This is a genomic window from Herbiconiux moechotypicola (assembly GCF_024979255.1).
Taxonomy (GTDB): Bacteria; Actinomycetota; Actinomycetes; order Actinomycetales; family Microbacteriaceae; genus Herbiconiux; species Herbiconiux moechotypicola.
In genome coordinates this window covers 427315-453451 of record NZ_JANLCN010000001.1, presented here as the reverse complement: position 1 = coordinate 453451, position 26137 = coordinate 427315, and the positions used below count along the sequence as shown (strand labels likewise).

General features: G+C 69.9%; 22 protein-coding genes and 1 other RNA gene. 13 read left to right on the top strand and 10 right to left on the bottom strand.

Going from position 1 to position 26137, the window contains the following annotated elements; all coding sequences use genetic code 11:
* Nucleotides 1–54: 54 nt before the first annotated feature.
* The 3 genes from N1031_RS02150 (at nucleotide 55) to sucB (ending at nucleotide 4521) form a co-directional block, all read left to right on the top strand.
* Nucleotides 55–1566: a leucyl aminopeptidase gene (locus N1031_RS02150; protein ID WP_259477933.1), complete on the top strand. Its 1512-nt coding sequence runs from the start codon at nucleotides 55–57 to the stop codon at nucleotides 1564–1566.
* 52 nt (nucleotides 1567–1618) lie between these two features.
* Nucleotides 1619–2992, top strand: coding sequence for a dihydrolipoyl dehydrogenase (lpdA, locus tag N1031_RS02145; RefSeq protein WP_259477932.1), 1374 nt, complete (start codon nucleotides 1619–1621; stop codon nucleotides 2990–2992).
* 86 nt (nucleotides 2993–3078) lie between these two features.
* Nucleotides 3079–4521, top strand: coding sequence for a 2-oxoglutarate dehydrogenase, E2 component, dihydrolipoamide succinyltransferase (gene sucB, locus N1031_RS02140; protein WP_259477931.1), 1443 nt, complete (start codon nucleotides 3079–3081; stop codon nucleotides 4519–4521).
* A 106-nt stretch (nucleotides 4522–4627) separates the two neighbouring features.
* On the opposite strand, the gene N1031_RS02135 is transcribed toward sucB, so the two are convergent.
* Complete coding sequence (locus tag N1031_RS02135; RefSeq protein ID WP_259477930.1) at nucleotides 4628–5536, bottom strand: BUD32 family EKC/KEOPS complex subunit; 909 nt, start codon at nucleotides 5534–5536, stop codon at nucleotides 4628–4630.
* A gap of 132 nt (nucleotides 5537–5668) precedes the next feature.
* Between N1031_RS02135 and N1031_RS02130 the strand changes: the two genes are divergently transcribed.
* On the top strand, nucleotides 5669–6382 hold the full coding sequence (locus tag N1031_RS02130; RefSeq protein ID WP_259477929.1) for a DUF4191 domain-containing protein: 714 nt from the start codon (nucleotides 5669–5671) through the stop codon (nucleotides 6380–6382).
* Between the two features lie 48 nt (nucleotides 6383–6430).
* Here the strand turns inward: N1031_RS02130 and N1031_RS02125 are convergent, their stop codons facing one another.
* A complete protein-coding gene (locus tag N1031_RS02125) occupies nucleotides 6431–6859 on the bottom strand; it encodes an RDD family protein (RefSeq protein ID WP_259477928.1) in 429 nt (142 codons plus the stop codon).
* A gap of 137 nt (nucleotides 6860–6996) precedes the next feature.
* On the opposite strand from N1031_RS02125, the gene glnA reads away from it, so the two are divergent.
* The 3 genes from glnA (at nucleotide 6997) to N1031_RS02110 (ending at nucleotide 9886) form a co-directional block, all read left to right on the top strand.
* The gene (glnA, locus tag N1031_RS02120) at nucleotides 6997–8421 is read left to right on the top strand and encodes a type I glutamate--ammonia ligase (RefSeq protein ID WP_259477927.1); all 1425 of its coding nucleotides are present in this window, start codon (nucleotides 6997–6999) and stop codon (nucleotides 8419–8421) included.
* A gap of 132 nt (nucleotides 8422–8553) precedes the next feature.
* Nucleotides 8554–9252 (top strand): helix-turn-helix domain-containing protein, encoded by a 699-nt coding sequence (locus N1031_RS02115; RefSeq protein ID WP_259477926.1) that lies wholly within the window; start codon nucleotides 8554–8556, stop codon nucleotides 9250–9252.
* Nucleotides 9245–9886: a nucleotidyl transferase AbiEii/AbiGii toxin family protein gene (locus N1031_RS02110; RefSeq protein WP_259477925.1), complete on the top strand. Its 642-nt coding sequence runs from the start codon at nucleotides 9245–9247 to the stop codon at nucleotides 9884–9886. The genes N1031_RS02115 and N1031_RS02110 overlap by 8 nt, the downstream gene beginning before the upstream one ends.
* Before the next feature lie 65 nt (nucleotides 9887–9951).
* Here N1031_RS02110 and N1031_RS02105 read toward each other — a convergent pair whose 3' ends face one another.
* From N1031_RS02105 to N1031_RS02095, 3 genes are all read right to left on the bottom strand, one after another.
* The gene (locus tag N1031_RS02105) at nucleotides 9952–11163 is read right to left on the bottom strand and encodes an Ig-like domain-containing protein (RefSeq protein ID WP_259477924.1); all 1212 of its coding nucleotides are present in this window, start codon (nucleotides 11161–11163) and stop codon (nucleotides 9952–9954) included.
* Nucleotides 11164–11317: 154 nt separating this feature from the next.
* Entirely contained in the window at nucleotides 11318–14323 is a 3006-nt protein-coding gene (locus N1031_RS02100) for a bifunctional [glutamine synthetase] adenylyltransferase/[glutamine synthetase]-adenylyl-L-tyrosine phosphorylase (protein ID WP_259477923.1), read from the bottom strand.
* A gap of 26 nt (nucleotides 14324–14349) precedes the next feature.
* Entirely contained in the window at nucleotides 14350–15687 is a 1338-nt protein-coding gene (locus tag N1031_RS02095) for a glutamine synthetase family protein (RefSeq protein ID WP_259477922.1), read from the bottom strand.
* A 57-nt stretch (nucleotides 15688–15744) separates the two neighbouring features.
* Here N1031_RS02095 and N1031_RS02090 point away from each other — a divergent pair, with 57 nt between their 5' ends.
* On the top strand, nucleotides 15745–17484 hold the full coding sequence (locus N1031_RS02090; protein ID WP_259477921.1) for an NAD+ synthase: 1740 nt from the start codon (nucleotides 15745–15747) through the stop codon (nucleotides 17482–17484).
* A 34-nt stretch (nucleotides 17485–17518) separates the two neighbouring features.
* Here N1031_RS02090 and N1031_RS02085 read toward each other — a convergent pair whose 3' ends face one another.
* Nucleotides 17519–19453: a hypothetical protein gene (locus N1031_RS02085; RefSeq protein WP_259477920.1), complete on the bottom strand. Its 1935-nt coding sequence runs from the start codon at nucleotides 19451–19453 to the stop codon at nucleotides 17519–17521.
* A gap of 116 nt (nucleotides 19454–19569) precedes the next feature.
* Here N1031_RS02085 and panB point away from each other — a divergent pair, with 116 nt between their 5' ends.
* From panB to rnpB, 4 genes are all read left to right on the top strand, one after another.
* Nucleotides 19570–20403 carry a 3-methyl-2-oxobutanoate hydroxymethyltransferase gene (gene panB / locus N1031_RS02080; RefSeq protein WP_259477919.1) on the top strand — a complete coding sequence of 278 codons (834 nt, stop codon included), beginning with the start codon at nucleotides 19570–19572 and terminating at the stop codon, nucleotides 20401–20403.
* Nucleotides 20404–20422: 19 nt separating this feature from the next.
* Nucleotides 20423–20611, top strand: a complete 189-nt coding sequence (locus N1031_RS02075) for an SPOR domain-containing protein (protein ID WP_259477918.1) — start codon at nucleotides 20423–20425, stop codon at nucleotides 20609–20611.
* 10 nt (nucleotides 20612–20621) lie between these two features.
* The gene (gene ppgK, locus N1031_RS02070) at nucleotides 20622–21410 is read left to right on the top strand and encodes a polyphosphate--glucose phosphotransferase (RefSeq protein WP_259477917.1); all 789 of its coding nucleotides are present in this window, start codon (nucleotides 20622–20624) and stop codon (nucleotides 21408–21410) included.
* Nucleotides 21411–21449: 39 nt separating this feature from the next.
* Nucleotides 21450–21827: RNase P RNA component class A (gene rnpB / locus N1031_RS02065), an RNA gene on the top strand.
* 31 nt (nucleotides 21828–21858) lie between these two features.
* On the opposite strand, the gene N1031_RS02060 is transcribed toward rnpB, so the two are convergent.
* A complete protein-coding gene (locus N1031_RS02060) occupies nucleotides 21859–22596 on the bottom strand; it encodes a zinc ribbon domain-containing protein (RefSeq protein WP_259477916.1) in 738 nt (245 codons plus the stop codon).
* A 40-nt stretch (nucleotides 22597–22636) separates the two neighbouring features.
* A complete protein-coding gene (locus N1031_RS02055) occupies nucleotides 22637–23455 on the bottom strand; it encodes a Nif3-like dinuclear metal center hexameric protein (protein ID WP_259477915.1) in 819 nt (272 codons plus the stop codon).
* 65 nt (nucleotides 23456–23520) lie between these two features.
* On the opposite strand from N1031_RS02055, the gene N1031_RS02050 reads away from it, so the two are divergent.
* Nucleotides 23521–24579: a GGDEF domain-containing protein gene (locus tag N1031_RS02050; protein WP_259477914.1), complete on the top strand. Its 1059-nt coding sequence runs from the start codon at nucleotides 23521–23523 to the stop codon at nucleotides 24577–24579.
* Here the strand turns inward: N1031_RS02050 and N1031_RS02045 are convergent.
* Both N1031_RS02045 and N1031_RS02040 read right to left on the bottom strand, forming a co-directional pair.
* Nucleotides 24576–24758 (bottom strand): hypothetical protein, encoded by a 183-nt coding sequence (locus N1031_RS02045; protein WP_259477913.1) that lies wholly within the window; start codon nucleotides 24756–24758, stop codon nucleotides 24576–24578. The two genes, N1031_RS02050 and N1031_RS02045, sit on opposite strands and share 4 nt — an antisense overlap.
* Nucleotide 24759: 1 nt before the next feature.
* On the bottom strand, nucleotides 24760–26115 hold the full coding sequence (locus tag N1031_RS02040) for a ferredoxin reductase family protein (RefSeq protein ID WP_259477912.1): 1356 nt from the start codon (nucleotides 26113–26115) through the stop codon (nucleotides 24760–24762).
* Nucleotides 26116–26137 lie beyond the last annotated feature (22 nt).

The window sequence follows — 26137 nt, the reverse complement described above, 5'->3', positions numbered from 1 at the left end:
CGCGCCGAGCGCCGGCCATGCCGAGAGCGAACACCGCCTGGGTAGGCTTCTGCGATGACCTCCGCATCACTCAGCCTGCTCGCCGACCCGTGGGAACCGGATGCGGAGGCGGTGCTCCTGGTGGCCGCGGCGCGGGCGGATGGTGCGTGGCGCATCCGCTCGACCGCTGCTCGCCTCGACACCGTGGCCCTCGCCGCCGACCTCGATGCGGTGGGGTTCCGCGGCCTCGGCGAGGAGGTCGTGCGGCTGCCCGGCGGCGAGTCGGGCTTCGGCGGGATCGCCGTCGTGGGCCTCGGTGAGCGCTCGTCCGGCGCGGCCGACGGATCGCTCCGCATCGCCACCGCCGCCGCGATGCGCCGCATCGGAGGGGAGGCGCCGATCGTCGTCGACCTGGACGCCGCCTCGGGCGGCGAGCTGACCGAGATCGTCGAGGGCGCGGGGCTCGGTTCGTACCGGTACACGAAGAGACGCGGGGCCGGCTCGGCCACCGACGAGTCCGGTGCCGGACGGCGGGTGGCCGTGGTGTCCGGTCGGGTGGACGGCGAGACGGCCCGCGCGGTCTTCGACCGTGCGGTCGAGGCCGTGACCGCGGTGGAGAGCGTACGCGACCTCGTGAACCTGCCGGCGCTCGACCTCTCCCCCGAGGCGCTCGCCGACCAGGCCGTCGCGCTGGCGCAGGGACTCCCCCTCGCGGTCGAGGTGTGGGACGCGGAGAAGCTCGAGCAAGACGGCTTCGGCGGCATCCTCGGCGTGGGTCGAGGGTCGTCCAGGCCACCCCGGCTGGTGAAGCTCTCGTATCGGCCGGAGGGTGCCGCATCCCACCTCGCCCTCGTGGGCAAGGGCATCACCTTCGATTCCGGTGGCCTCTCGCTCAAGCCGCCACTGTCGATGGTGGGGATGAAGGACGACATGGCGGGAGCCGCCACCGTGCTCGCCACCGTGGTCGCGGCCGCCCGGCTCGCACTGCCGGTTCGGATCACCTCGTGGCTGTGCCTCGCCGAGAACATGCCGTCCGGCGACGCCATCCGGCCGGGCGACGTGCTCACCGCCCACGGCGGACGCACCATCGAGGTGCTCAACACCGACGCCGAGGGGCGGCTGGTGCTCGCCGACGGCCTGGTGGCCGCGTGCGCCGAGAACCCCGACGTCGTCGTCGATGTGGCGACCCTCACGGGTGCCGCCGTGGTGGCGCTCGGCACGCGGTACACCGCTGCGATGGGCGACGACGACCAGGTCGACCGGATGCGCGAGGCCGCCCGCGACGCCGGCGAACCGCTCTGGCCCATGCCGCTGCCCCACGAGATGCGGGCGCTGCTCGACTCCGACGTGGCCGATATCGCGAACGTGAAACCGGGCAACACCGCGGGCGGGATGCTCGTGGCCGGCGTGTTCCTGCGCGAGTTCGTCGGCGACCGGCCCGACGGCACGCCGGTGCCGTGGGTGCACCTGGACGTGGCCGGCCCCGCATACAACAAGGAGTCCGCCTACGGCTACACGCCGAAGGGCGGCACGGGCGCGATGGTGCGCACTCTGCTGCGATTTGCCGAGATGTATACACGGGCGTAGTAAGGTCGTATGGGCGAAAAAATCTCGCCGATACGCACGAGGGAGTTGCTTGGTGTCGGAACAGAATTTTGACATTGTGGTTCTCGGCGGCGGCAGTGGCGGCTACGCAGCCGCGTTGCGCGCCAGCCAGCTGGGATTCAGCGTCGCCATGATCGAGAAAGACAAGGTCGGCGGCACCTGTCTGCACCGGGGCTGCATCCCCACCAAGGCGCTCCTGCACTCGGCCGAGGTGGCCGACGTCTCGCGCGAGTCGGCGAAGTACGGTGTGAACACCAGCTTCGGCGGCATCGACATCGCCGCGGTCACCGCCTACCGCGAGGGCATCGTCTCGTCGAAGTACAAGGGCCTCGAGGGCCTCGTGAAGGCGCGCGGCATCACCACGATCCCCGGCGAGGGTCGTCTCACCTCCCCCACCACGGTGCAGGTCGGCGACGACGTCATCCGCGGGTCGAAGGTCATCCTCGCCACCGGTTCCTACTCCCGCACGCTGCCCGGCCTCGAGATCGGCGGCCGGGTCATCACCTCGGAGCAGGCTCTGAGCCTCGACTTCGTGCCCAACAAGGTCGTCATCCTGGGCGGCGGCGTCATCGGCGTCGAGTTCGCGAGCGTCTGGAAGTCGTTCGGCGCCGACGTCACCATCGTCGAGGCGCTCCCGCATCTCGTGCCGAACGAAGACGAGGCGATCTCGAAGCAGTTCGAGCGCGCCTTCCGCAAGCGCGGCATCGCCTTCAACCTCGGTGTGCGCTTCTCGGGCGTCACGCAGAACGAGCACGGCGTGGTGGTCACGCTCGAAGACGGCAAGACCTTCGACGGCGAGCTGCTGCTCGTCGCCGTCGGCCGCGGACCGGCCACGCAGGGCCTCGGCTTCGAGGAGGCCGGCGTCACCATCGACCGCGGTTTCGTCATCACCAACGACCGCCTCGAGACCAGCGTGCCCGGCGTCTACGCCGTCGGCGACATCGTCCCCGGTCTGCAGCTGGCGCACCGCGGGTTCCAGCAGGGCATCTTCGTGGCCGAGGAGATCGCGGGACTGAACCCGCAGGTCGTCGAGGACGTGAACATCCCGAAGGTCACCTACTCCGACCCCGAGGTCGCCTCCGTCGGCCTCACCGAGGCGAAGGCCGCCGAGAAGTACGGCGCCGACAAGATCTCGTCGTACGACTACAACCTCGCCGGCAACGGCAAGAGCCACATCATCGGCACGAGCGGCTCGGTGAAGGTCGTGCGCGTCGCCGACGGCCCGGTCGTGGGCGTGCACATGATCGGCGCCCGCGTCGGTGAGCTCATCGGCGAGGCCCAGCTGATCGTGAACTGGGAGGCCTACCCCGAAGACGTGGCGTCGCTCATCCACGCCCACCCCACCCAGAACGAAGCGCTCGGCGAGGCCCACCTCGCCCTCGCGGGCAAGCCGCTGCACGCGATCTGATCGCGGGCACGGCGGCGGCCGCCGAGCGCACGACACCACCGGCCACTAGGCTTGTAAACGAACGGTTCCATAAGGAGACAAAAGTCATGAGCGAATCCGTCAACCTCCCCGCACTCGGTGAGAGTGTCACGGAGGGCACGGTCACCCGGTGGCTCAAGAACGTCGGCGATCGTGTCGAGGTCGACGAGCCCCTTCTCGAGGTATCGACCGACAAGGTCGACACCGAGATCCCCTCGCCCGTCGCGGGCGTCATCGAGGCGATCCTGGTGCAGGAGGACGAGACCGTCGAGGTGGGCACCGCGCTGGTGACCATCGGCGACGGGTCTGCTGCTGCTGCTGCGCCGGCCGCTGAGCCCGAGCCCGAGCCGGCCGCAGCTCCCGAGCCGGCCGCAGCTCCTGAGCCCGCCGCAGCCCCTGAGCCTGCCCCGGCCCCTGAGCCCACCCCAGCCCCTGAGCCCGTGGCGGCTCCGGAGCCCGTCGCCGCAGCGCCGGCACCGGCTCGTGAAGCTCCGGCTCCCGCGCCTGCCGCTCCGGCTCCCGCACCCGCCGCCCCGGCACCTGCGGCCCCGGCCCCGTCTGCGGCTGCTGCCCCGGCTGCCTCAACGGCTCCCACTGCTCCGGCCGGTGCTAACGCGGGGTACGTCACCCCTCTGGTGCGCAAGCTCGCGCACGACCGCGGTGTCGACCTCGCGTCGGTCGTCGGTACGGGTGTGGGCGGACGCATCCGCAAGGAAGACGTGATCGCCGCCGCCGAGAAGCCCGCTGCGGCCGCTGCTCCGGTGGCCGCGAAGCGCGCACCGCTCGAGGTCTCGCCGCTGCGTGGAACCACCCAGCCCATGTCGCGTCTGCGCAAGGTCGTGGCCGAGCGGGCCGTGGCCTCGATGCAGGCTTCCGCACAGCTCACCACGGTCGTCGAGGTCGACGTCACCAAGGTCGCGCAGCTGCGCGACAAGGTGAAAGGCGTCTTCGTCGAGAAGACGGGCAACAAGCTCTCGTTCATGCCGTTCTTCGCCATCGCGGCGGCCGAGGCGCTGAAGGCCTACCCGGTCATCAACGCGACGGTCGACGGCGACTCGATCGTCTACCCCGACCACGAGAGCATCAGCATCGCGGTCGACACGGAGCGCGGCCTGCTCACCCCCGTGGTGAAGAACGCGGGCGAGCTCGACATCGCCGGCTTCGCCGCGCAGATCGCCGACCTCGCCGCCCGCACGCGCGACAACAAGCTCAAGCCCGACGAGCTGGCCGGCGGCACCTTCACGCTCACCAACACCGGTTCGCGTGGTGCGCTGTTCGACACGCCGCTGGTGTTCCTGCCGCAGGTCGCCATCCTCGGTACCGGCGCGGTCGTGAAGAAGCCCGCCGTGGTGACGGTCGACGGCGCAGACGCCATTGCCGTGCGCTCGATGGTGTACCTGGCTCTCAGCTACGACCACCGCATCGTCGACGGAGCGGACGCAGCGCGCTTCCTCACCGCGATCAAGAACCGCCTCGAGGACGGTGACTTCGAGGGCGACCTCGGCATCTAATCCCATCCCTCAGAAGTGCCCCGCACCCCACGGTGCGGGGCACTTCTGCGTTCGAGCCCGTTCCCGCAGCCCGGCACGGCGAAAGAAGCGAGCCCGACCCTTCGGCCTACGGCAGGATCACGCTCGCCACGACGACCACCAGCACAACCACGACCGCCGCGACGACGATTCGCTTGCGCCGAGGCGGGGTGAACCACCGCCTCCGGCGCCGCCCGAGGGCATCCCGCGCCCACTCGCCCACCACGCGCACGGCCTCAAGCGCCGGATCGATCGCCTCGCCGATTCTGGGCGCCACCACGACCGCCTCCCTCACCTCACGTTGTTCGAACTCGGCCCACTCGTCCCCCGCGTCTCCCTTCCATTCGGCGGAGGCCACCGAGATGCCGCGCGCTCCTGCCACCGCGGCATCGCCTTCACCCGAACGCGAGGCTTCGGCTTCCCCGATCGACACGGTCGCGACCTCACCTCTCGACGCGGCGTCTCCGTGCGGGAGACCGGCCAGGTAGTGCAGGTCGCGGAGCGACGCCCGCGCGAAACCCGGGTCGCCGCGGCACCGAGCCCTGGAGAACCCGATCAGCGACACGGAACCATCGTCGTCGATCAGCACACCGCTCTCGCCCAATCCGCCGTGCGCCCAGCCTGCGGCGTGCAGCTCCCCGACGACCTGTCGCAGGCGATCGGCCGCACGCCCGCCCGCGAGCGGAACGACCATGCCAGGGCACTCCGACATGACCAGATAATCCTGCCCCCGCGCGAAGCCCTTCGCCCACAGCCGGGGCATCGCGCCGATCGGATGCGCCTCCAGCGCTCGGGACTCCCGCGCCTCCCCCGCAACCGGCTCCGAGTGCGCCCGGTTGTCGCCCCGCGCCCGCAGCTTGACCACGACCCGTGCGCCGGCCGCGCCCCAGGCACCGGATCTCGTGCTGACACCCACGAACACGTTGGCCGTGGGCCCCACACTCAGCAGCTCCACCAGCCGCACACCGTCGATGATCGTCGTTCCGCGCATCCGCATGGCCCGATCCTGCACTCTGTCGTCTCGGCTTCGGGCTACGAGTTCCTAGGCCGTGGACAACCAGCTCCCGCCACGTGATTGTGCAGGAGAAGTGGCGCGAGACGGTCGACGCGACGAAGTATCCTGGTAGGCATGGCACGCTCGACCGACCGCACCCCCAAGGCCCCGAAAGAACCGGGCCGCATCAAGCAGATGTGGCAGGTCTTCAAGATGACCCGCCGCTACGACTCCCGCGCGGTCTGGCTGATGGCGCTCGGCTTCGTGCTCCCCGTCGCTGCCGGTGTCACGTTCGCGCTGATCTTCTCGCGCGAGAACGTGTTCGGTCTGGTCATGTGGATCCTCGCCGGCGTGCTGGCGGGCCTGCTCGCCGCCCTCATCATCCTCGGCCGCCGTGCCGAGCGCGCCGCGTACAAGCAGATCGAAGGACAGCCCGGCGCCGTGGGCGCGGTGCTCAAGAGCTCACTGCGCCGCAGCTGGACCGGCAGCGAGATGCCCGTCGCCGTCAATGGCCGCACCCAGGACGCCGTCTACCGTGCGGTCGGCCGCGGAGGTGTCGTTCTCATCGGCGAGGGCCCGAAGTCGCGCACCACGAAGATGCTCGAAGACGAGCGCCGCAAGGTGCTGCGCATCCTGCCCAACGTTCCGGTCACGTTCCTCTCGGTCGGCGCCGACGACGACTCCGTGCCGCTGCACCGCGTCGCCGCCAAGCTCGCGCGCATCAAGCCGAGCCTCACCAAGCCCGAGGTGCTCGCCGTGAGCAACCGCCTCACCTCGCTGTCGAACTCGCCGCTGCCGATCCCGAAGGGCATCGACCCTCTGCGCGTGCGCCCGCAGCGCGGCCGCTGATCCGCGGCGCGGCCCTGACCCGTCGCGCCGGCGTCACATGGGCGCAGCTCAGCGACGCACCAGCACGGTGCCCGAGAACACGTCGTGCAGCCCGCGCTGGTCCGAGTCCCAGATGACGGCGGGCACCACCAGCATGAGCAGCACGGTGCGCACGATGGGGCGCCACCACCCGGCGTACCCGCCGTTGATGCGCACCACGCGCATCCCGAGCAGCAGGTGACCGAGGCCTCCGCCCAGTGTCACCATGAGCACCACCTGCTCGACGAAGAAGATGATGCTCGACGCCCAGGGGTTCTGGAAGAAGAACGCGAAGTAGATCACGTAGCAGAACGCGAAGTCGATGAGGAGAGCGGCGATGCGGCGGCCGGGCCGGGCGACCGAGCCGTGCCCTTCGCGCCGGAGACCCAGTCGCTCCCCCGGCCATTCGCTGGGGGCGGCGCCGCGATTCGGCGAGGATCCGTCGGCGCTCTTCGTCACCTCACAAGCCTACGGCACGACCCTTCTGTAACATGCCGGAAACAATTGCGACACCGCCGAGTAATGGCCTGCCAATAGCATGACGAGTGGCTGCACCACGCAGTCTTCTCAGTTCCAAGCCATTGGAGATCTCTCACATGTTCAGTGATTCTTCCGAGGTGCTCAAGTTCATCAAGGACACGGACGTCAAGTTCCTCGACATCCGGTTCACCGACCTCCCCGGTGTCCAGCAGCACTTCAACATTCCCGCCTCCACCGTCGATGAGGACTTCTTCGCCGTGGGCCAGTTGTTCGACGGTTCGTCGATCCGCGGCTTCGCGTCGATCCACGAGTCGGACATGCAGCTCATCCCCGATGTCTCCACGGCTTACATCGACCCCTTCCGCGCCGAGCGCACCCTGATCGTCGTCTTCGACATCTACAACCCGCGCAACGGCGAGATCTACTCGCGCGACCCGCGTCAGGTGGCCAAGAAGGCCGAGAAGTACCTCGCCTCCACCGGCATCGCCGACACCGCGTTCTTCGCCCCCGAGGCCGAGTTCTACATCTTCGACGACGTGCGCTACGAAGTGAAGCAGAACAGCTCGTTCTACTCCGTCGACTCGTCCGAGGCCGCCTGGAACACCGGCCGTGTCGAAGAGGGCGGCAACCTCGCCAACAAGACCCCCTACAAGGGCGGCTACTTCCCCGTCTCCCCCGTCGACCAGCACGCAGACCTCCGCGACGACATCTCGCTGAAGCTCATCGACGCCGGCCTCATCCTCGAGCGCGCTCACCACGAGGTGGGCACCGCCGGCCAGGGCGAGATCAACTACCGCTTCGACACCATGGTGCACGCGGCCGACGACATCCTGAAGTTCAAGTACATCGTCAAGAACACCGCCAACCTGTGGGGCAAGACGGCCACCTTCATGCCGAAGCCGCTCTTCGGCGACAACGGATCGGGCATGCACACCCACCAGTCGCTGTGGAACGAGGGCTCGCCCCTGTTCTACGACGAGGCGGGCTACGGCGGCCTCTCCGACATCGCGCGCTGGTACATCGGCGGTCTGCTGAAGCACGCCCCCGCGGTGCTCGCCTTCACCAACCCCACCGTGAACTCGTACCACCGTCTGGTCCCCGGCTTCGAGGCTCCGGTCAACCTGGTCTACTCGGCGGGTAACCGCTCGGCGTCCATCCGCATCCCGATCACGGGCACCAACCCCAAGGCCAAGCGCATCGAGTTCCGCGCTCCGGATGCCTCGGGCAACCCGTACCTCGCCTTCGCGGCGCAGCTCATGGCGGGCCTCGACGGCATCCAGAACCGCATCGAGCCTCACGAGCCGGTCGACAAGGACCTCTACGAGCTGCCGCCCGAGGAGGCCAAGAACATCCCCCAGGTGCCGGCGTCGCTCGGCGAGGCGCTCGACGCGCTCGAGGCCGACCACGAGTTCCTCACCAAGGGCAACGTGTTCACCCCCGACCTGATCGAGACCTGGATCAACTACAAGCGCGAGAACGAGATCAAGCCGATCGCACAGCGCCCGCACCCCTTCGAGTACGAGCTCTACTACGGGGTCTGATCGCACCGCGCTCTGCGCACGCACGAAGGGCCGCATCCCCACGGGGGTGCGGCCCTTCCGCGTGTGTGGTCACGCAGTAGCGGACGTCAGCAGACACGCGCATTCACGGTCCTCGCGGATTAGAATAACGTTATGGACACGACTGCGCCGCAACTCGCCAAGGAGCTCGGATTGAGCCTTCCTGCGGTCCATCGCGCACTCGATGCAGAGGGAGTGGCGCGCACGGGCCGCGGTCATGCTCGCCGTGTGCCGGAGGGTGTTCTCGATCGGCTCCTTGCTGAGCGCGGCTCCACACCGACACAAGTCGCCCCGGGGTCGGAGCTCCGCGTGCTCGCCGCGCTCAGCCGGGCTCCTCTCGGATTGCCGAGCGCGCGAAGCGTCGCCACCCAGGCAGGATTGAGCCCGACCACGGCATCCAAGACGCTCCACACTCTTCGTGATCGTCGGTTGATCTCTCGGGTCTCTTCCGAATTCGCGCGCGGTCGGGCCAAGAAGGAATCGCGCTGGACGGCGGCGACACACTCCTGGCCGGAGCCGCTCCGCTCGGCGGTCCGCCGCACGCGGCTGCCTCGCGCACAGAACACCCGCACCGAGACCACGACACTGCCTCGTTCGCTCCACCATCTGTTCTGGAACGCCGACGTCAAAGAGCTCTCGCCCGAGACCGACGGAAGCTACATGGCGGGGCGTTTGCTCGAATCACCAGACATCCGCGCGTGGCGATGGGCACTCGACAACATCTCACTCACGGATATCGACAAGGCGATGTCGCGTCGAGGCGTGAATCCTCGCACCAGAGCGCTCGTCGCGAACTGGATGCATCGTGACTGACGACCTGAGCTCACTGGCGCACGTCCTCCCCGAAGGCACGTTAGCCGCATGGCGCGGGCTTGCTCCGGTGGTACCCGAAGTCGCATACCTGTCCGGCGGTACCGCACTCACCGCGCACCTCCGGCATCGCGTGAGCCGCGATCTCGATTTCTTCACCGAGGCCCCGTTCGACGTGCGGTCCTTGAACGAGGCATTGAGTTCCGTCGGAGCTTTCGCGCCGACACTCGCCGACGTGGGCACACTCAATGGAGTCTTCGAAGACACCAAAGTGCAGTTTCTCGACGCATCATCCCAGCGCCTCCTCGAGCCGACCACGCAGTTCGGAGGTGTCCGACTGGCGAGCCTGGGTGACGTGCTCGCCACGAAGCTCAAGGTCATTCAGGATCGCGGAGCGCTCCGCGACTACTTCGACCTCATGATCCTCGACGACCACATCTCTCTCGAAGAGGGCCTCACACTGCTTGTCGAGAAGTACCAGCCGATAGCTCCCGCCGGCCTCATCGCGAATGTCGTCCGCGGACTCGGTTACCTCGAGGATGTCGAGGACGACCCCTCGCTCCCCTTGCCCCGGAAGACCATCGAAGCCTTCTGGATGGGGCGGCAGCCCGAGATCGTGAGGAATCTGGCACTCTGAGGAGGACGACCGGAGCTGGCCGCGGCGGCCGATCATCCCGCTTGGATGGCTGGGCGGAGGCACGCTCAGCGGGTGCGGCGCAGGCGGAGCTGGGTGACGACGAGGGCGGCGCTGGAGGCGACGAGGAGCATGCCGGCGAAGATGGCCATGAAGACGAGCCAGAAACCGGGGGCGATGAAGGTCTGCTCCGAGACCGAGTCGGCGTCGACGGTGACCGGACCGCCGGACTCCCCCGCGCCGGAACCACCGTCGGCCCCCGACCCGGATGCCGCCCCGGTCGACGCGGGTGCCGGAGCCGCTATGGGAGCGGGCTGCGGCGCCACCGGCGGCGCAATCGCTCCTCCCGCGGAATCGGTCGCGGGAGATACCGACACGATGGCCGTGCCGCTCGTGGAAGCGGCGAACACCGCGTCGCCCGAGTAGACGGCCACGAGCGAGCGATCCCCCGCTCCTCCGAGCGTGATGTCGCTGAGCGCGTAGGCCCGTGCATCGCCGGGGACGCTGAAGACCGTCGCGGTGGAGACGAGCGCACCGTCGTAGTAGAACTCGACCGTTCCGGTGGCGTCGGCCATGCCGTCCAGCCCAGAGGATCCCGCCGAGCGGGTGACGATCGCGGTGGCCGAGATCGACCTGCCCGCCTGGAGCGACCGGTCGGAGGTGAACTCCACCGCGGTCGAGGTCGACCCCTGACGGATCGCGACGGTGGTCTCGGCCGACGACGGCGCGAACTCCGACTCGTCGGCGGGAAGGAACTCGGCGCGCACGGTCACGCCCGGCGCAGTCGGCAGGCCTCCACCCGAGGTGCGCAGCGCCGCGGGGTCGAGCACCGCCTGCCCGTCGACCACAATGACGGGATCGCCGAGAGCGCGCCCGCCGCTGTCGCTGAACTGTACGGTGCCCGACACGGGGGCGACCGGAGCGACCGTTGCTACAGGGTCTGCGGGATCGGCGGACGAGTCTGCGTCTTCGACGGCCGCCACGACACGCGCGCTGACCGCGATCGACGCGCCGTACGCCACCTCGCCGGGCGCGCTGAGCGACACTGCGGTCTCGAGACCCTGAGGCGCTTCAGGCGTCGCGGAAACAGAAGGATTCGGGGTCGGCGAGGGGGAGGGACCAGGCGTCGCCGTGCTCGAGCCGACCACGACGGCCGCATCACCGGCGCTGACCACAGCAGCAGCAGCAGCAGGACCAGCGGCACCGAGCAGCACGACAGACGCGACCGCACCGGCCGTCAGCGCTCCCGTCAGGGCCCCCGCGCGCATCCGCTTCGTCATCTCACCCCGCTCCGCTCTCATCGGTGCCTCGATCGCGGGCGAACCCACAGCGACGCAGCTCGTCTCCCGACAGTCTCCCCGACCGTCACCACGATGCTATCCCGCCGTGCCGCACGAGAGGCTGAGCACCTCATCACAGCTGGGTAACAGCGAGTCACTGCCCGTAGAACAGCCTCTCGAACACGGCGCGCGCCCGCCGAGTGACCCCGAGATAGTCCTCCTCGAGCCGCGTCGCCGAACCCGGTGGGTATTCGAGCAATCGCGCAACCCCCTCCAGCTGACGCCGGTCGGCCGGCAGCACATCCGAGGTCTTGTTGCTCCAGAGGGTCATCGCCGAGCGCGCCCGTGAGGCGAACAACCACGCGTCGCGCAGCTTCTGGGCATCCGGATGCGCGATGAGCCCGGCCGCCTCCTCGGCCGCCAGCGCCTCGAGAGTGGAGGTGGTGCGCAGCGCCGGCAGCGCGGCCGCGTGCTGCAGCTGCAGCAGCTGCACGTACCACTCCACGTCGCTCAGCGATCCGCGCCCGAGCTTGAGGTGCCGCGCCGGGTCGGCGGCCTGGGGCAGCCGCTCCTTCTCCACCCTCGCCTTGATGCGCTTCACCTCGCGCGCCTCGGTCTCCGACAGCGACGGCGGGTAGCGCACGGTGTCGGCCAGGGCGTGGAAGTCCTCGATGAGCGCCCGGTCGCCCGCGACGCCGTTGGCCCGCAGCAGCGCCTGCGCCTCCCAGGTGAGCGACCACCGCTCGTAGTAGGCCGCGTACGAGTCGAGCGACCGCACGGGCGGTCCGTTCTTGCCCTCGGGCCGCAGGTCGATGTCGAGGTCGAGCGGCAGGCGGTGGTCCTCGGTGAGCCGGTTGAGCTCGTTCACGATGAACTGGGCCACCGACTGGGCCGTCTGAGCGTCGACGCGCACGGCACGGTAGACGTAGAGCACGTCGGCGTCGGAGCCGAAGCCGAGCTCGCCTCCACCGTTGCGCCCCATGCCGATGATGGCGAACTCGATCCCGTCACCCGACGACGGCGCCGCCGACTGCCTGATGACCGCGAGGGTGCCCTGCAGGTGTACCGCGGTGATGTCGGTGAGCGCCACCCCGAGCTCCTCCACGGTCACCATGCCGAGGATCGACGCGATCGCCATGCGCAGCACCTCGCGCCGCCGCGCGGTGCGCAGGGCCATCGCCGCGGCATCCGGCGATTCGTGCCGCGCCACCGTGGCGCGCATCTCGTCGTCGAGCACCGCGAACGGGCGCGGGCGCAGCTCGGCGTCGTTCTCGAGCCAGGCCGCGGCCTCCGGGATACGCTCCAGCAGCTCGCCGACGAATCTCGAGCCGGAGAGCACCTGGGTGAGCCGCGCGGCGGCGCCCGAGGAGTCGCGCAGCATGCGCAGGAACCAGTAGGTCTCCCCCAGCGAATCGGAGAGACGCCGGAAGGCGAGCAGTCCATAGTCGGGGTCGGCCCCGTTCGCGAACCACTGCAGCATGACCGGCAGGAGGGTGCGCTGGATCGCCGCCCGCCGCGACACCCCGGCCGTCATCGCGGCGATGTGGGCGAGTGCGCCCGCCGGGTTGAGGAAGCCGATGGCGGCGAGCCGCGCCTCCGCCTGGGCGCTGGTGAGCGCGAGGTCGTCGGGCGAGAGGGCGGCCACGGCGGCCAGCAGGGGGCGGTAGAACAACCGCTCGTGCAGCGTGCGCACCCGCACCTTGATGCCGTTCCATCGCGCCACGAGCTCCGAGGCGCTCGCGGCGAGCCCGCTCCCCCGCGCCAGCACGCGCTGCTCGGCCTCGTCACGTGGCATCATGTGCGTTCGCCGGAGCCGTCGCAGCTGCAGCCGGTGCTCGAGCAGTCTCAGGATGCGGTAGTCGCGCGCGAACTCGACCGCCTCCACCCGGCCGATGTAGCCCGCCTCGGCGAGTGCGGCCAGGGCCGCCAGGGTCGACCGCTGCCGCACCCCGTCGTCGGTGGCCCCGTGCACGAGCTGCAGCAGCTGCACGGTGAACTCGATGTCGCGCAGGCCCCCCGGACCGAGCTTCAACTGATAGTCGACGTCGCCCGGCGCGATGTTCTCGGTGACGCGCTCGCGCATCCGCTGCACCGATTCGACGAAGTTCTCGCGCGACGCGCTCGACCACACCTTCGGCGCCACCAGACGCGTGTACTCGTCGCCGAGTTCGAGGTCACCGGCCAGCGGCCGCGCCTTGAGCAGCGCCTGGAACTCCCAGTTCTTCGCCCAGCGGTCGTAATAGGCGGCGTGCGACTCGAGTGAACGCACCAGCGCCCCCGCCTTGCCCTCGGGGCGGAGGTTCGGGTCGACCTCCCAGAGCGCCGGCTCCAGCCCGGCCTCGCCGATGCCGCGCATCGTCACCATGGCCAGGCGGGTGCCGATCTCGATGGCGGTGCTCGACGGGATGAGCGGCGAACCGTCGTCATCGACGGCGGGCTCCGCCACGAAGATGACATCGACGTCGCTGACGTAGTTGAGCTCGCCCGCGCCCGCTTTGCCCATGCCGATGATCGCCAGCCGCGTGGCCCGCACCTGTTCGGCGGGGAACTGCCAGAGGCCGTGCCCCTTTGTCGACACCTCCGACCGGGCCACCGCCAGCGCGGCCTCGAGCGCACCCGCGGCGAGGTCGGCGAGACTGCGCGCGACCGCGTCGATGCCGGTCACCGGGTCGGACTGCTCCAGGTCGAACGCCGTCACCCCCGCGAGCAGCACTCGGTACCGGATGCGCAGGGCCGTCCAGGCGTTCTCTCCCAGCACCCCCGCGAAACCGTTGTGAGCCTCGACGGCCGCGAGCAGCTCACGCGCCGCCGTCACCGCGTCGGGCAGCCGCAACCGCTCCTCCGAGCCGATCTCGCGCACCCGAGCGGGATGCCGGGTGAAGAAGTCGATGAACCCCTCCGACGCGCCGAACAGCCGCACCACCCGTGGCCCGAGAACCTCGTGGGCCAGCACCTCGGCCGCCACCGCCTCGGAGCGCTGCTGCAGCCGCAGCACGCCCTCCAGCGCGAGGTCGGGGTCGGCGGCCCCCTGGAACGCGGCGATCAGCGCATCCTGGGCCACGCCCGTCGACTCGGCGAGGGCGCGCAGCTGTTCGCCCGCCCAGCTCAGCCGGGAGAACCCGGCACGAGCGAGATCGGTGAGGGTGGCGGTGCGTGGCATGGCGGAGGTCGCCCCGGAGACCGGGGTCAGAGGATCTCGAGGTTGGACTTCAGCTCGTAGGGCGTGACCTGCGCGCGGTAGGCCTTCCAGTCTTGACGCTTGTTGAGCAGCACGTAGTTGAACACCTGCTCACCGAGGGTCTCCGCGACGAGCTCCGACTCCTCCATGAGGCTGATGGCGCGGTCGAGCGAGGCGGGCAGCGGGTCGTAGCCGAGCGCGCGACGCTCGGCGTCGGTGAGGCTCCAGACGTTGTCCTCCGCCTCGGGCGGCAGCTCGTAGTCGCCCTCGATGCCCTTGAGGCCGGCCGCGAGCAGCAGCGAGTAGGCCAGGTAGGGGTTGGCGGCGGAGTCGATGGCGCGGTATTCGATGCGCGAGGACTGACCCTTGTTGGGCTTGTAGAGCGGCACACGCACGAGCGCGGAACGGTTGTTGTGGCCCCAGCACACGAAGCTCGGGGCCTCGTCGCCGCCCCACAGGCGCTTGTAGGAGTTGACGAACTGGTTCGTCACCGCGGTGATCTCGGGGGCGTGGCGCAGCAGGCCCGCGATGAAGTTGCGGCCGATCTTCGACAGCTGGTACTCGGCACCGGCCTCGTAGAACGCGTTCGAGTCGCCCTCGAAGAGGGAGAGGTGGGTGTGCATGCCCGATCCCGGGTGGCCCGAGAGCGGCTTCGGCATGAAGGTGGCGTAGACGCCCTGCTCGATGGCGACCTCTTTGATGACCGTGCGGAAGGTCATGATGTTGTCGGCCGTGGTGAGCGCGTCGGCGTAGCGCAGGTCGATCTCGTTCTGGCCGGGGCCGGCCTCGTGGTGACTGAACTCCACCGAGATGCCGAGGTCTTCGAGCATGCGCACCGAGCGGCGGCGGAAGTCGTGGGCGGTGCCGCCGGGCACGTTGTCGAAGTAGCCCGCCGAGTCGACGGGCTCGGGGCCGTCGGGACCGTACTGCGACGACTTGAGCAGGTAGAACTCGATCTCGGGGTGCGTGTAGAAGGTGAAGCCGCGGTCGGCCGCCTTCGCCAGGGTGCGCTTCAGCACGTTGCGCGGGTCGGCCACGGCGGGCTGCCCGTCGGGCGTGGTGATGTCGCAGAACATGCGTGCCGTGGGGTCGATCTCGCCGCGCCAGGGCAGGATCTGGAAGGTGGTGGGGTCGGGATGCGCGAGCACGTCGGCCTCGAACGAGCGGGTGAGGCCCTCGATGGCCGAGCCGTCGAAACCGAGACCCTCGGCGAACGCGCCCTCCACCTCGGCAGGGGCGATGGCCACCGACTTGAGGGTGCCCACCACGTCGGTGAACCAGAGCCGAACGAACTTGATGCCCCGCTCTTCGATCGTACGAAGAACGAAGTCGCGCTGCTTATCCATCGGCGGAACAGACCCTCTCTCCGGCACAGTCTCATGCCCACTATTAGGCTAGTGGCTATGCCGAGACTTCGCTTAGCGCTGGCCCAGACCAACCCCGTTCTCGGCGATCTGGAGGGCAACTCGCGCTCGGTGGTGCGGCTGGTTCAGGATGCGGTCGCCGCCGGTGCAGACCTGGTCGCGTTCGGCGAGATGGTGGTCTCTGGCTACCCGATCGAAGACCTCGCGCAGCGCCCGAGCTTTCTCGCGGCGGCCCACGCCAGGGTGGAACGGCTCGCCCAGGAACTCGCCGAGGCCGGTCTCGGCGAGGTGCCGGTGATCGTCGGCCACCCCGACGGCCCGTTCGAACCGCGGCTGCTCGGCACGAGCAACGCGCCCACCGCCATCGCGCAGAACGCGGCGAGCGTGCTGCAGGGCGGACGTGTCGTGGCGCGCTACGCCAAGCACCACCTGCCCAACTACTCGGTGTTCGACGAGTACCGCATCTTCATCCCGGGCGACGAACTGCTCGTGCTCCGCCTCAACGGCGTCGACGTCGCGCTCATCATCTGCGAAGACCTCTGGCGTGACGGCGGGCCGGTGGGCCGCGTGCTGCACGCCGACGCCGGGCTCTTGGTGGTCATCAACGGCTCCCCGTACGAGCGCGACAAAGACGAGGTGCGCCTTCCGCTGGTCACCCGTCGCGCCATCGAGACCGACACGATCGTGGCCTACGTCAACCTCGTCGGCGGACAGGACGACCTCGTCTTCGACGGCGACAGCGTCGTCGTCGACCGCGACGGCGCCGTGCTCGCGCGCTCGCCCCAGTTCGTCGAAGACCTGTTGCTCGTCGACCTCGACCCCGAGCCGGCCACCGAAGCCGAGCTGCCCTCCGATGTGGCGCGAGTGGAACTCGATTCCGTCGCAGCATCCGCCCCGAAGCCTCCGCTCGACGCCCGGATCGCCGAGCTGCCCGACGACCGGGAGCAGATCTGGGGCGCACTGGTGCTCGCGCTCCGCGACTACGTGCAGAAGAACGGTTTCCCCTCGGTGGTGCTCGGGCTCTCCGGCGGCATCGACTCGGCGGTCTGCGCGGCCATCGCGGCCGACGCCATCGGCGCCGACCACGTGTTCGGCGTGTCGATGCCGTCGCGCTACTCCTCGGGTCACTCCCGCTCCGATGCCGACGACCTCGCCGAGCGCATCGGGCTGCACTACCGGGTCGAGCCGATCGCCGACCTCGTCATCCCGTTCGAGACCCAGCTCGGCCTCACCGACGTCGCGGCCGAGAACCTCCAGGCCCGGGCTCGCGGCGTCATCCTCATGGGGCTGTCGAACCAGGAGGGTCACCTGGTGCTCACCACGGGCAACAAGAGCGAGCTGGCCGTCGGGTACTCGACCATCTACGGGGATGCGGTCGGCGGCTTCGGTCCGCTGAAAGACGTGCCGAAGATGCTCGTCTGGGAGCTCGCGCGCTGGCGCAACGAGCACGCGGCCGTGCGGGGCGAGACCCCGCCCATCCCCGAGAACTCCATCTCGAAGCCGCCGTCGGCCGAGCTGCGCCCCGACCAGACCGACCAGGACTCCCTGCCCGAGTACGACGTGCTCGACGCCATTCTCGAGGCCTACGTCAACGGCGGCCTCTCCGCGACCGAGATCGTCGACCTCGGTTTCGAGGAGGCTGAGGTGGTGCGCATCACGAAGCTCGTCGACCGGGCGGAGTGGAAGCGCCGGCAGAGCGCGATCGGACCCAAGATCTCGCGCACCGCGTTCGGGCGCGACCGCCGGCTGCCGATCACCTACCGGCCCACCGGGGTCTGACGGGCCGCACCGAGTCAGGCGGGAACGCTCGGAGTCAGAGCACTGCCACCCACACGAACCAGACGATCGCCGCGAGCCACACCAGCGTGGCCGCCGCGGCCAGTGCCGAGGTCGCGCGACCCCCGAGGCGCCACACCGGGATGATGCCGAAGAAGCCCACTCCGAGCAGTGCCAGCCCGATCCACGGCGCCAGCGAGGGCAGGCCGATCATCGTGATCGCCGGGTAGACGACCTGGGCAGTCGACACCAGCACCCAGAGCGAGCCCAGGAAGAGCGCTCCCGTCACCGGGGCGATACCGCTCGCCAGAGTGAGCCCGAACCGCTCGCGGCGCACAGCCTGCACGATCACCGCCACCACCCAGCCGAGGAGCCAGAGCGCGGTGAACCCGCCGAAGATGAGCGGCACGGTGAGCTCGAACCAGTTGCGGTCGTCGACCGCCGCGGTGACCGACCCGAAGCGCGGGTTCGCGTGCACCGCGGAGGCGGGCAGCACCGGGTAGCGGTCGAGCTGGTCGGTGCACTCCGACTGGATCGTGGCGCCCGGCGACGCGAGCCAGACTGCGAGTTGCGAGAGCGCGCAGGGATCGGACGTCGCACCGGCCGCTCCGTTGCCGGCCAGGGAGAGCACCTGGTGGGTGGCGAACGCCGAGCTGCCCGAGTCGGTCGCGCCCCGCGAGACGATCGGGTCGCTCGAACCCGTGATGAGCAGGGTGGGCTGAGACACCCCCGACACCGTTCGGTCGTCGGCCGAGGCCGCGGGGAGCCCGATCGCCCCGCACACCTGATCGTTGGTGGTGAGGTAGGTGAGAACGGGCAGCGGGGTGGGCTCGGAGTCCTCCGCTCCCTCCTCGGCCGGAACGGTGGGATCGACCGACCAGAACGGCTGCTCGGTGCGGCAGCTCTGCAGCCAGGTGAGGGGCAGGTCGCTCTCGTCGAGGAACTGCAGCGCCTGGGCGAGGAACGGCTCGATGGCGCCGGTCTCCCCCGCCACCAGTCGCTGCAGCAGCTCGGGCACGACGGCGGCGGTCGCCGGGTCGGCGAGGGCGGCCTGCACGATGGTGACCACGTCGGAGCCCGTGAGCGAGAAGTACCGTTGGCGGCCGCTCACCGGATTGGTGACGAGGCCGTGCACGGGTTCGTCGCTGAACGCCGCTGCAGCCTCGGCCAGGTCGGCGTTGAGATCGGGGTACTCGCCGCCGGAGCGCGCGGAGAGCGCCGCGAGCGTGTCGGAGAGCGCGAGGTAGGCGTCGCCCTTCACGTCGCGATCGACGGGGCTGAAGCGGTCGAGCACCAGAGCGTCGACGCCTCCGGCGTCGCGGGTGGCGGCCAGTTGCATCGCCTTGCCCGACCAGCCCTCGCCGTAGAGGGTCCAGCTCGGGATCTGCAGTACTGTGCGCAGGTCGACAAGGTCACCCACCACGTCGGCCCGGGTGTACGACGACGGATTGCCGCCGTCCTCGGAGAACGCCGCCTCGCACTCCTGCATGGCGAGCGACACCTCGGTGGCCTCGGCAGCCGGCGAGACGTCGTCGGTGACGGTGTCGAAGTAGGCCGAGGCGGCGGCGGGGCACTCGAACGGGTCGCTCGACCCCGGACCGCCGCGTTCCGCCAGCACGATCACGTCACGGGAGCCGCCGATCCCGTCGTCGGCGGCGAGGGCCAGGGCGGTCGAGGCCTCGCCGAGATCGCGGGCCAGAACCGCCACCGGTGTCCCGGTCGCCGCGCCGGAGGAGGCGGGGATCACGGCGAAGTCGAGCCCGATGCCACGGGACCCTGGATCGGATCGCGTCTCCGGCACGGTGAGCACGCCGCACACCGTGCTCTGCGGGAACGACTCCTCGCAGCTGCGCTCCGAACTCGTCGCCGCGACCGCCGCGGAACCGCCGGAGACGGCGGGCACCACCACGGAGCTGGACACGGCGACCGCGAAGGCGGCCACCAGGAGCGGGGCGAAGGTTCGACGGCGCACGTCTCCCTCTCGATCGGGAACGAATCGGATCAACGCGTTCGGGTCACGTGCGAACCAACCTAACGCATCCAGCCCGACGCATCCGGCCGCCTCGCCCACCGAACTAGACTGGCGACATGCCAGAGCAGACACCGGCGTCGGACGAGGCCCCGCGCAAGCGCGTGAGAACCCGTCACTTTCAGAACGCCAAGGAGAACGGCATCGCCATCACCGGTCTGACGAGCTACGACATGCTCTCGGCCCGCATCTTCGACGAGGCCGGCATCGATTTCCTGCTGGTCGGCGACTCGGCCGGCAACAACGTGCTCGGCTACGACACCACCGTGCCCGTCACGGTCGACGAGCTGATACCGCTGGCGCGCGGGGTGGCGGGTGCCGTGAGCCGTGCATTCGTCGTGGGCGACATGCCGTTCGGCTCCTACGAGAACAGCGCCGAAGAGGCTCTGCACACCGCCGTGCGCTTCATGAAGGAGGCGCAGGTGCACGCCGTGAAGCTCGAGGGAGGCGTGCGCAGCGCCGACAAGATCCGCCGGATCGTCGACGCCGGCATCCCGGTGATGGGGCACGTCGGATTCACTCCCCAGAGCGAGCACGGCCTCGGCGGTCACATCATCCAGGGGCGCGGCGACGCCGAGGCCGCCCTCATCGCCGACGCGCTCGCGGTCGAGGCCGCCGGCGCCTTCTCGGTCGTGCTCGAGATGGTGCCCGCCGCCGCCGCCCAGAAGGTCACCGAGGCCCTGCGCATCCCGACCATCGGAGTCGGCGCAGGCCCCCACGTCGACGGGCAGCTGCTGGTGTGGACCGACTTCGCGGGGTTCACCACCGGCCGCGTACCGAAGTTCGTCAAGCAGTACGCCGATCTGCGGGGTGTGCTGACGGATGCGGTCACCCGCTTCCGCGGCGACGTCGCCGAGCGCCGCTATCCTGGCCCCGAGCACAGCTACGAGTAGAGACACCCGAAGGAGCATCATGAGCGAAGACCCGTCGACCCAGTACTGGTACAACATGAAGACCGGCGAGGTCGAGAAGGGCTACATCTCCTCGGTCGTCGACCGCGTGGGCCCGTTCGCCACCCACGAGGAGGCCGAGCACGCGCTCGAGACCCTTCGTGCCAACAGCGCGAAGTGGGCCGAGGACGACGCGGCCGAGAACCGCTGACGGGCGCGCGATGAGTGACAGCAGCACCGTCACCCCTGGCACCGTCGCCGTCGGGATCGACATCGGCGGCACCGGCATCAAGGGCGCCATCGTCGACGTGACCACCGGCACCCTGCTCACCGACCGCAAGAAGCTCCCCACCCCCGAGGGCGGAAAGCCCGACGCGATCGCCGAGACCGTCCGCGAGCTCGTCGACTCGCTTGGCGAGATCCCGGCCGGCGCCTCGGTGGGCGTGTGCTTCCCGGCCGTCGTGCGCCACGGCGTCACCATGTCGGCCGCCAACGTGTCGAAGAAGTGGATCGGCTTCGAGGCCGAGAAGCTGTTCGAGAAGACTCTCGGCCGCGACATCACCTTCGTCAACGACGCGGATGCGGCCGGTTTCGGCGAGGCGAAGTACGGCGAGGCCAGGGGCAAGGACGGCCTCATCATCGTCACCACCCTCGGCACCGGCATCGGCTCCGCGCTCATCTACGACGGGGTGCTGGTGCCCAACGCCGAGCTGGGACATCTCGAGATCGGCGGTGTCGACTACGAGACCAAGGCCGCCTACTCGGCGAAGGAGCGCGAGGACCTCAGCTGGAAGAAGTGGGCCGAGCGCCTGCAGGTGTACTACGAGACGCTCGAGAAGCTCTTCTCCCCCGACCTGTTCATCGTGGGCGGCGGCGTGTCGAAGAACCACGAGGAGTTCCTGCCGCTGCTGCACCTCGGCACGCCGATCGTGCCGGCCACCCTGCGCAACAACGCCGGCATCCTGGGCGCGGCCCTGCTCTCCACGCAGCGGAGCAACCCTCTCGAGTGAACCTCCGGCGCCGCGAGGGCGTATGCTGGCCTGCGGTGAACGGGCCGGCAGACGGTCGCGTCACCCGCTGCCGGTCTCGTGCCGGCATGCGGGTGCCGAGGAACGTCCGGGCTCCACAGAGCAGGGCGGTGGGTAACACCCACCCGGGGTGACCCGCGAGACAGTGCCACAGAGAACAGACCGCCACGGGCTCCGGCCCGCGGTAAGGGTGAAACGGTGGTGTAAGAGACCACCAGAGGCCGCGGTGACGCGGTCGGCTCGGTAAACCTCGCCCGGAGCAAGGTCAGACAGGAAGCGCCAAGGCTGCTCGCTCAGCTTCCGGGTAGACCGCTCGAGGGCTGCGGTGACGCAGCTCCTAGATAGATGGCCGTCAGGGATCCGTCCCTACAGAACCCGGCGTATCGCCGGCCCGTCCACCGCCCGGCTCAGCCGCGCATCCGCCTCGTCGTCAGAGCCCCGACTCCTCCGTGCGCACCAGGATGCAGCTGCTGTCGGGATCGAGCACCACGTCGTCGGACGCCGCCGCTCGGATGACCGCGAGGTCGGACTCGGTGAGCGCCACGTTGCTGCCGAGCGACACCCCGCGCTGCAGCAGTGCCGCGCCGATGCCGTATCGCGCCCGCTGCTTCTCGTACAGCGCCACCAGCTCCGCCGACTCGATCCCCCCGGCGACCGTCTCCCGATCGGTGCGCGCCGCAGCCAGCTGCTTGCCGATGCGCTCGCGCTGCTCGTCGCGGGCGGCCGCGAGCAGACGCTCCTCGGTGGCGATGTCGTCACGCCGAGCCGTGATGGCGGCCAGCCGCAGCTCGATCTCCTCCACCCGCTCCATCACCTCCAGCTCGGTGTCCTCCAGGTGCGAGCGGCGGGTGCGCAGCGACTCGAGCTCGTGCTCGAGCCCCTGGATGTCCTTCGTCGAGGTGCTCGCCTGCAGCCGCTCGTGGTCGCGCTTCTCGCGTGCCGCCACGGTGGCGATGTCGGCCTCCACCCGCGTGATCTCGGCCTGCGCGTCGTCGAGTTCCCCGTTCACCGCGGCGAACTCCGAGCGTGCGGCGGCGGAGTCGCGCTGCAGCTCGGCGAGCCGCGCCTCCTGCGGCAGGGTGCGCAGCGAGTGCTCGAGCTGCGCGATGCGGGTGTCGGCGCCCTGCAGGTCGAGGAGCTTCTTCTGGTCGGCGGCAGGAGCCTTCATCGCGGGCCTTTCGGTGGGGTCGGATCGTCGGGTCGCACGCTCACTGCGTGACCACGAAATCCCAGGGGTCGGTGTTGAGGTCGCTCACCGCGATCTCGAGTTCGGGCAGGGCCCGGCGCAGTTGGGCGGCCGCGGTGTCGAGCCAGAGCCACTCGCTCGCCCAGTGCGCGATGTCGATGAGGGCCGGGCCGCCGCCGTGCAGGCTCTGCTCGCGCGACTCCGACGCCGGATGATGGCGCAGGTCGGAGGTGATGTAGAGGTCGGATGCACGCACGGCCGGCTCGCCGAGGAGGGAGTCCCCGGCGCCGCCGCAGAGGGTCACGGTGCTCACCGGCTGATCGTAGGCCCCCGCTGCGCGCACGCCGCCCGCGGTCGCCGGCAGCAGGTCGCCGAGCGCCAGCGCCACGCGGCCGAGCGTCGAGGGCTCGGGCAGACGGCCGGAACGGCCGAGGCCCGTGCCGGGTCGCGCGCCCTGGATCAGGGGCTGCACGTCGATCAGCCCCAGGCGGGCGGCGATCACCGCCGAGGTGCCGTCGTCGACGATGTCGGCATTGGTGTGGGCTGCGATCAGAGCGCAGCGAGCCCGGATGAGCGTGGCGAGCAGAGAGCCCTTGTATCCGGTCTCGGCGACGCTGGTGACCCCGCGCAGCAGCAGCGGGTGGTGCACCAGCAGCACGTCGGCGTCGCCGGTGACCGCCTGGTCGACCGTGGCCGCCACTGTGTCGACCGCGAGCAGTACGCGCCGCACCTCGTCGCCGGGCGCACCGCTCAGGAGACCGGGCGCATCCCAGCCCTCCGCGAACTCGGTCGGCCAGAGCGACTCGACCACGGAGTTGAACTCGGAGACGGTGACTGCCACGCCCCCAGCCTAGCCAGTCGATCCCGCACTGGTCGGCCCGATGCCGCGTGCCCTAGCGTGGAGCCATGGACAGCCGGGCGCAGACGCGGGCACTGCTCGACGCCGCCCGGAGCGTGCACGAGTCGCTCGAGCTCTCCCGCACCCTGAGCACCATCGCCCGGGGCGCGGCCGTCGCGAGCGGCTTCACCGTCGCCGCCGTGAACCTGCGCCGCCCCGACGGATCGTTCGAGACCGTCGCGGTCGAAGGCGACGGCAGCGTCGGCGAGGCCCTGCTCGGCCAGATCGGCAGCGCCGAGCTCTGGCACGAACTGCTCACCGGAAGCCGGGCCTGGGGTGAGCTGCGGTTCGTGCACCACGACGACCCGCTCGCCTCGATCGACATGCCCTCGTGGCGGCCCGAGCTCGCCGAGTCTGACGATCCGCGGCGCTGGCACCCCGACGACATCCTGTTCGCCCCGCTGACAGACCGGGAGGGTGGCGTCATCGGCATCCTCAGCGTCGACGTGCCCGGCGACGGGCTGCTCCCCGGTGAGAGCCAGCGCGAGATGCTGGAGTTGTTCGCACACCACGCCGCCACCGCCATCGTGCACGCCACGCTCTTCGAGGCGCTCGCCGCCTCGACCGATGAACTCCGCCGTGCCGCCACGCACGATCGGCTGACCGGGCTCCGCAACCGCTCCGTGTTCGACGACGAGGTGCCGCGGCTGACCGGTGCGCACGGGTCGGAGGTGGCGATGCTGGTGGTCGACCTCGACCGGTTCAAAGAGGTGAACGACACCGACGGCCACCACGTCGGCGACCTGCTGCTGGTCGAGGTCGCCGCACGGATGCGGGCGTGCGTGCGGCACGACGAGCTGCTCGCCCGCACGGGCGGCGACGAGTTCATCGTGGTGCTCGCCGGCCCAGATGCACGACTCAGCGCCGACGGGCTGGCCGCGCGCATCCGCCTGACCATCGCGGAGCCCGTTCTGGTGGAGGGCAAGGCCTGGCAGATCGGGGCGAGCGTCGGCATCGCCGTTGCCCCCGGCCCCGTCGACCACGGTGAGCTGCTGGCAGCTGCCGACGCCGACATGTATCGGCAGAAGCGCTCGGCACGCGGCGTGCCGGCAGCCGACCGTCGCTAAGAACCCGGTTGCGCCGGGGCCGACGCGCACACGAGCGGTCCGGCGTCCGCCGGGGCCGTGGGCAGCTCGCACGCGGGCGTGGTGAGCGTCTGGGCGAGCACCGCCCACAGCACGCTCGCGGCGAGCACCACGGTCGCCACCACGATCGTCGCCCAGAGGGCAGCTCGCTCACGCCACATTTCACACCATCCCGAAGCGCTCGCTGTGCACGGCCGAAGGTCGCACACCACCGTCGACGAGCGCTCGCTCGACCTCGTCCATCATGCGGTCGGGGCCGCAGATGCAGAACGACGAGCCTGTCGGAACCGCACTCAGGTGTGCACGAACGAACTCCGCGTCGACGTGGCCTCGCGCGCCCGGCCAGTCTCCGGTCGGGCGCGACAGCACGTGCACGACGGTGAGGTCGAGCCGCCGCGTGAGCGTGTCGATGTCGTGGAGGCCGGGGATCGAGTCCTCGTCGCGGTTGCCCAGCCACAGCTGCACGGCGCGAGCGTCGCCGCGGTCGGCGAGTGTCTCGAGCATGCTCAGCAGCGGGGTCACGCCCACGCCGGCGCCCACGAGCACCAGCGGGCCGGTCTCGGGCAGCACGAAGGCGCCGAACGGGCCGTCGACATACATGGTGTCGCCCGGCTGCAGGTCGGCGACCTCGCGGCTGAAACGCTGTTTCGCCTTGATCGAGAAGCGGATGCGGTCGGTGTGCTCCGCGCTCGAGGAGATGGAGAACGGGTGGTAGCTGATCGCGAACGGAGAGCGGCGCGCCTGCAGCCAGGCGAACTGGCCCGGGTCGAAGTGGAACGGGGTCATTCCGGGAGCGTGCGGGTCGCGCATCCGGATCGTGATGGTGGTCACGTCTCCTGCGTCGTGCTCGATCGACTCCACCACCCAGGGACTGCGCCGCCGGAGCGCGGGCTTCACCAGACGCACCCAGATGCCGAGGCCGATGAACGCGGCGCTCAGCACGATCCAGAGCAACTGCTCCCACCACTCGCGCACGTAGTAGCCCACCATCAGCACGTGCAGCAGTGCCGTGAGCACAACCGCGACCGCCAGCACCGCGTGAGTGGCCTGCCAGGCCTCGTAGCTCATCCGGAGCCGTTGACGGAAGACGCTCAACACGATTACGGCGAGCAGCAGCACCCATGACGCCACCGCGAACTTGGCCCGCAGTGGCGAGGTGAACACGTCGAGCAGGCCGAGGAACTGCGAGTCGACGAGGAACAGGATGATCGGGTGGGCGAACACGAAGAAGGTCGCGAGGTAGGCCATCTGGCGATGGAATCCGAGCACGAGGTCCATGCCCACCGGATGCACGACCACGAACGAGCGGGCCGCCATCACGAACTGCAGGCCGAACATGGACAGGCCCACGAAGCCGAAGGCGACGGAGAGGTTGATCCAGAACCCGCGGCCCGGGTCGAGGCTGATCAGTGCGAGGGGCAGTGGCAGCACGACCAGGAGGGTGTAGAGCGCCACCCAGATCGCGAAGGCCCCCCGACTCCGCTTGCGCACGAGTCTCCGGATCGGGCTCGTCGTCATCCCGCCCAGCGTAGCGGCTCCC

What these genes read in the sequence shown, in the direction of transcription:
- N1031_RS02150 (WP_259477933.1), top strand. Translation starts at nt 55, where the DNA reads ATGACCTCCGCATCACTCAGCCTGCTCGCCGACCCGTGGGAACCGGAT.
- sucB (WP_259477931.1), top strand. Translation starts at nt 3,079, where the DNA reads ATGAGCGAATCCGTCAACCTCCCCGCACTCGGTGAGAGTGTCACGGAG.
- N1031_RS02135 (WP_259477930.1), bottom strand. Translation starts at nt 5,536, where the DNA reads ATGCGGATGCGCGGAACGACGATCATCGACGGTGTGCGGCTGGTGGAG.
- N1031_RS02130 (WP_259477929.1), top strand. Translation starts at nt 5,669, where the DNA reads ATGGCACGCTCGACCGACCGCACCCCCAAGGCCCCGAAAGAACCGGGC.
- glnA (WP_259477927.1), top strand. Translation starts at nt 6,997, where the DNA reads ATGTTCAGTGATTCTTCCGAGGTGCTCAAGTTCATCAAGGACACGGAC.
- N1031_RS02115 (WP_259477926.1), top strand. Translation starts at nt 8,554, where the DNA reads ATGGACACGACTGCGCCGCAACTCGCCAAGGAGCTCGGATTGAGCCTT.
- N1031_RS02105 (WP_259477924.1), bottom strand. Translation starts at nt 11,163, where the DNA reads ATGACGAAGCGGATGCGCGCGGGGGCCCTGACGGGAGCGCTGACGGCC.
- N1031_RS02100 (WP_259477923.1), bottom strand. Translation starts at nt 14,323, where the DNA reads ATGCCACGCACCGCCACCCTCACCGATCTCGCTCGTGCCGGGTTCTCC.
- N1031_RS02095 (WP_259477922.1), bottom strand. Translation starts at nt 15,687, where the DNA reads ATGGATAAGCAGCGCGACTTCGTTCTTCGTACGATCGAAGAGCGGGGC.
- N1031_RS02090 (WP_259477921.1), top strand. Translation starts at nt 15,745, where the DNA reads ATGCCGAGACTTCGCTTAGCGCTGGCCCAGACCAACCCCGTTCTCGGC.
- panB (WP_259477919.1), top strand. Translation starts at nt 19,570, where the DNA reads ATGCCAGAGCAGACACCGGCGTCGGACGAGGCCCCGCGCAAGCGCGTG.
- N1031_RS02075 (WP_259477918.1), top strand. Translation starts at nt 20,423, where the DNA reads ATGAGCGAAGACCCGTCGACCCAGTACTGGTACAACATGAAGACCGGC.
- ppgK (WP_259477917.1), top strand. Translation starts at nt 20,622, where the DNA reads ATGAGTGACAGCAGCACCGTCACCCCTGGCACCGTCGCCGTCGGGATC.
- N1031_RS02060 (WP_259477916.1), bottom strand. Translation starts at nt 22,596, where the DNA reads ATGAAGGCTCCTGCCGCCGACCAGAAGAAGCTCCTCGACCTGCAGGGC.
- N1031_RS02050 (WP_259477914.1), top strand. Translation starts at nt 23,521, where the DNA reads ATGGACAGCCGGGCGCAGACGCGGGCACTGCTCGACGCCGCCCGGAGC.
- N1031_RS02045 (WP_259477913.1), bottom strand. Translation starts at nt 24,758, where the DNA reads ATGTGGCGTGAGCGAGCTGCCCTCTGGGCGACGATCGTGGTGGCGACC.
- N1031_RS02040 (WP_259477912.1), bottom strand. Translation starts at nt 26,115, where the DNA reads ATGACGACGAGCCCGATCCGGAGACTCGTGCGCAAGCGGAGTCGGGGG.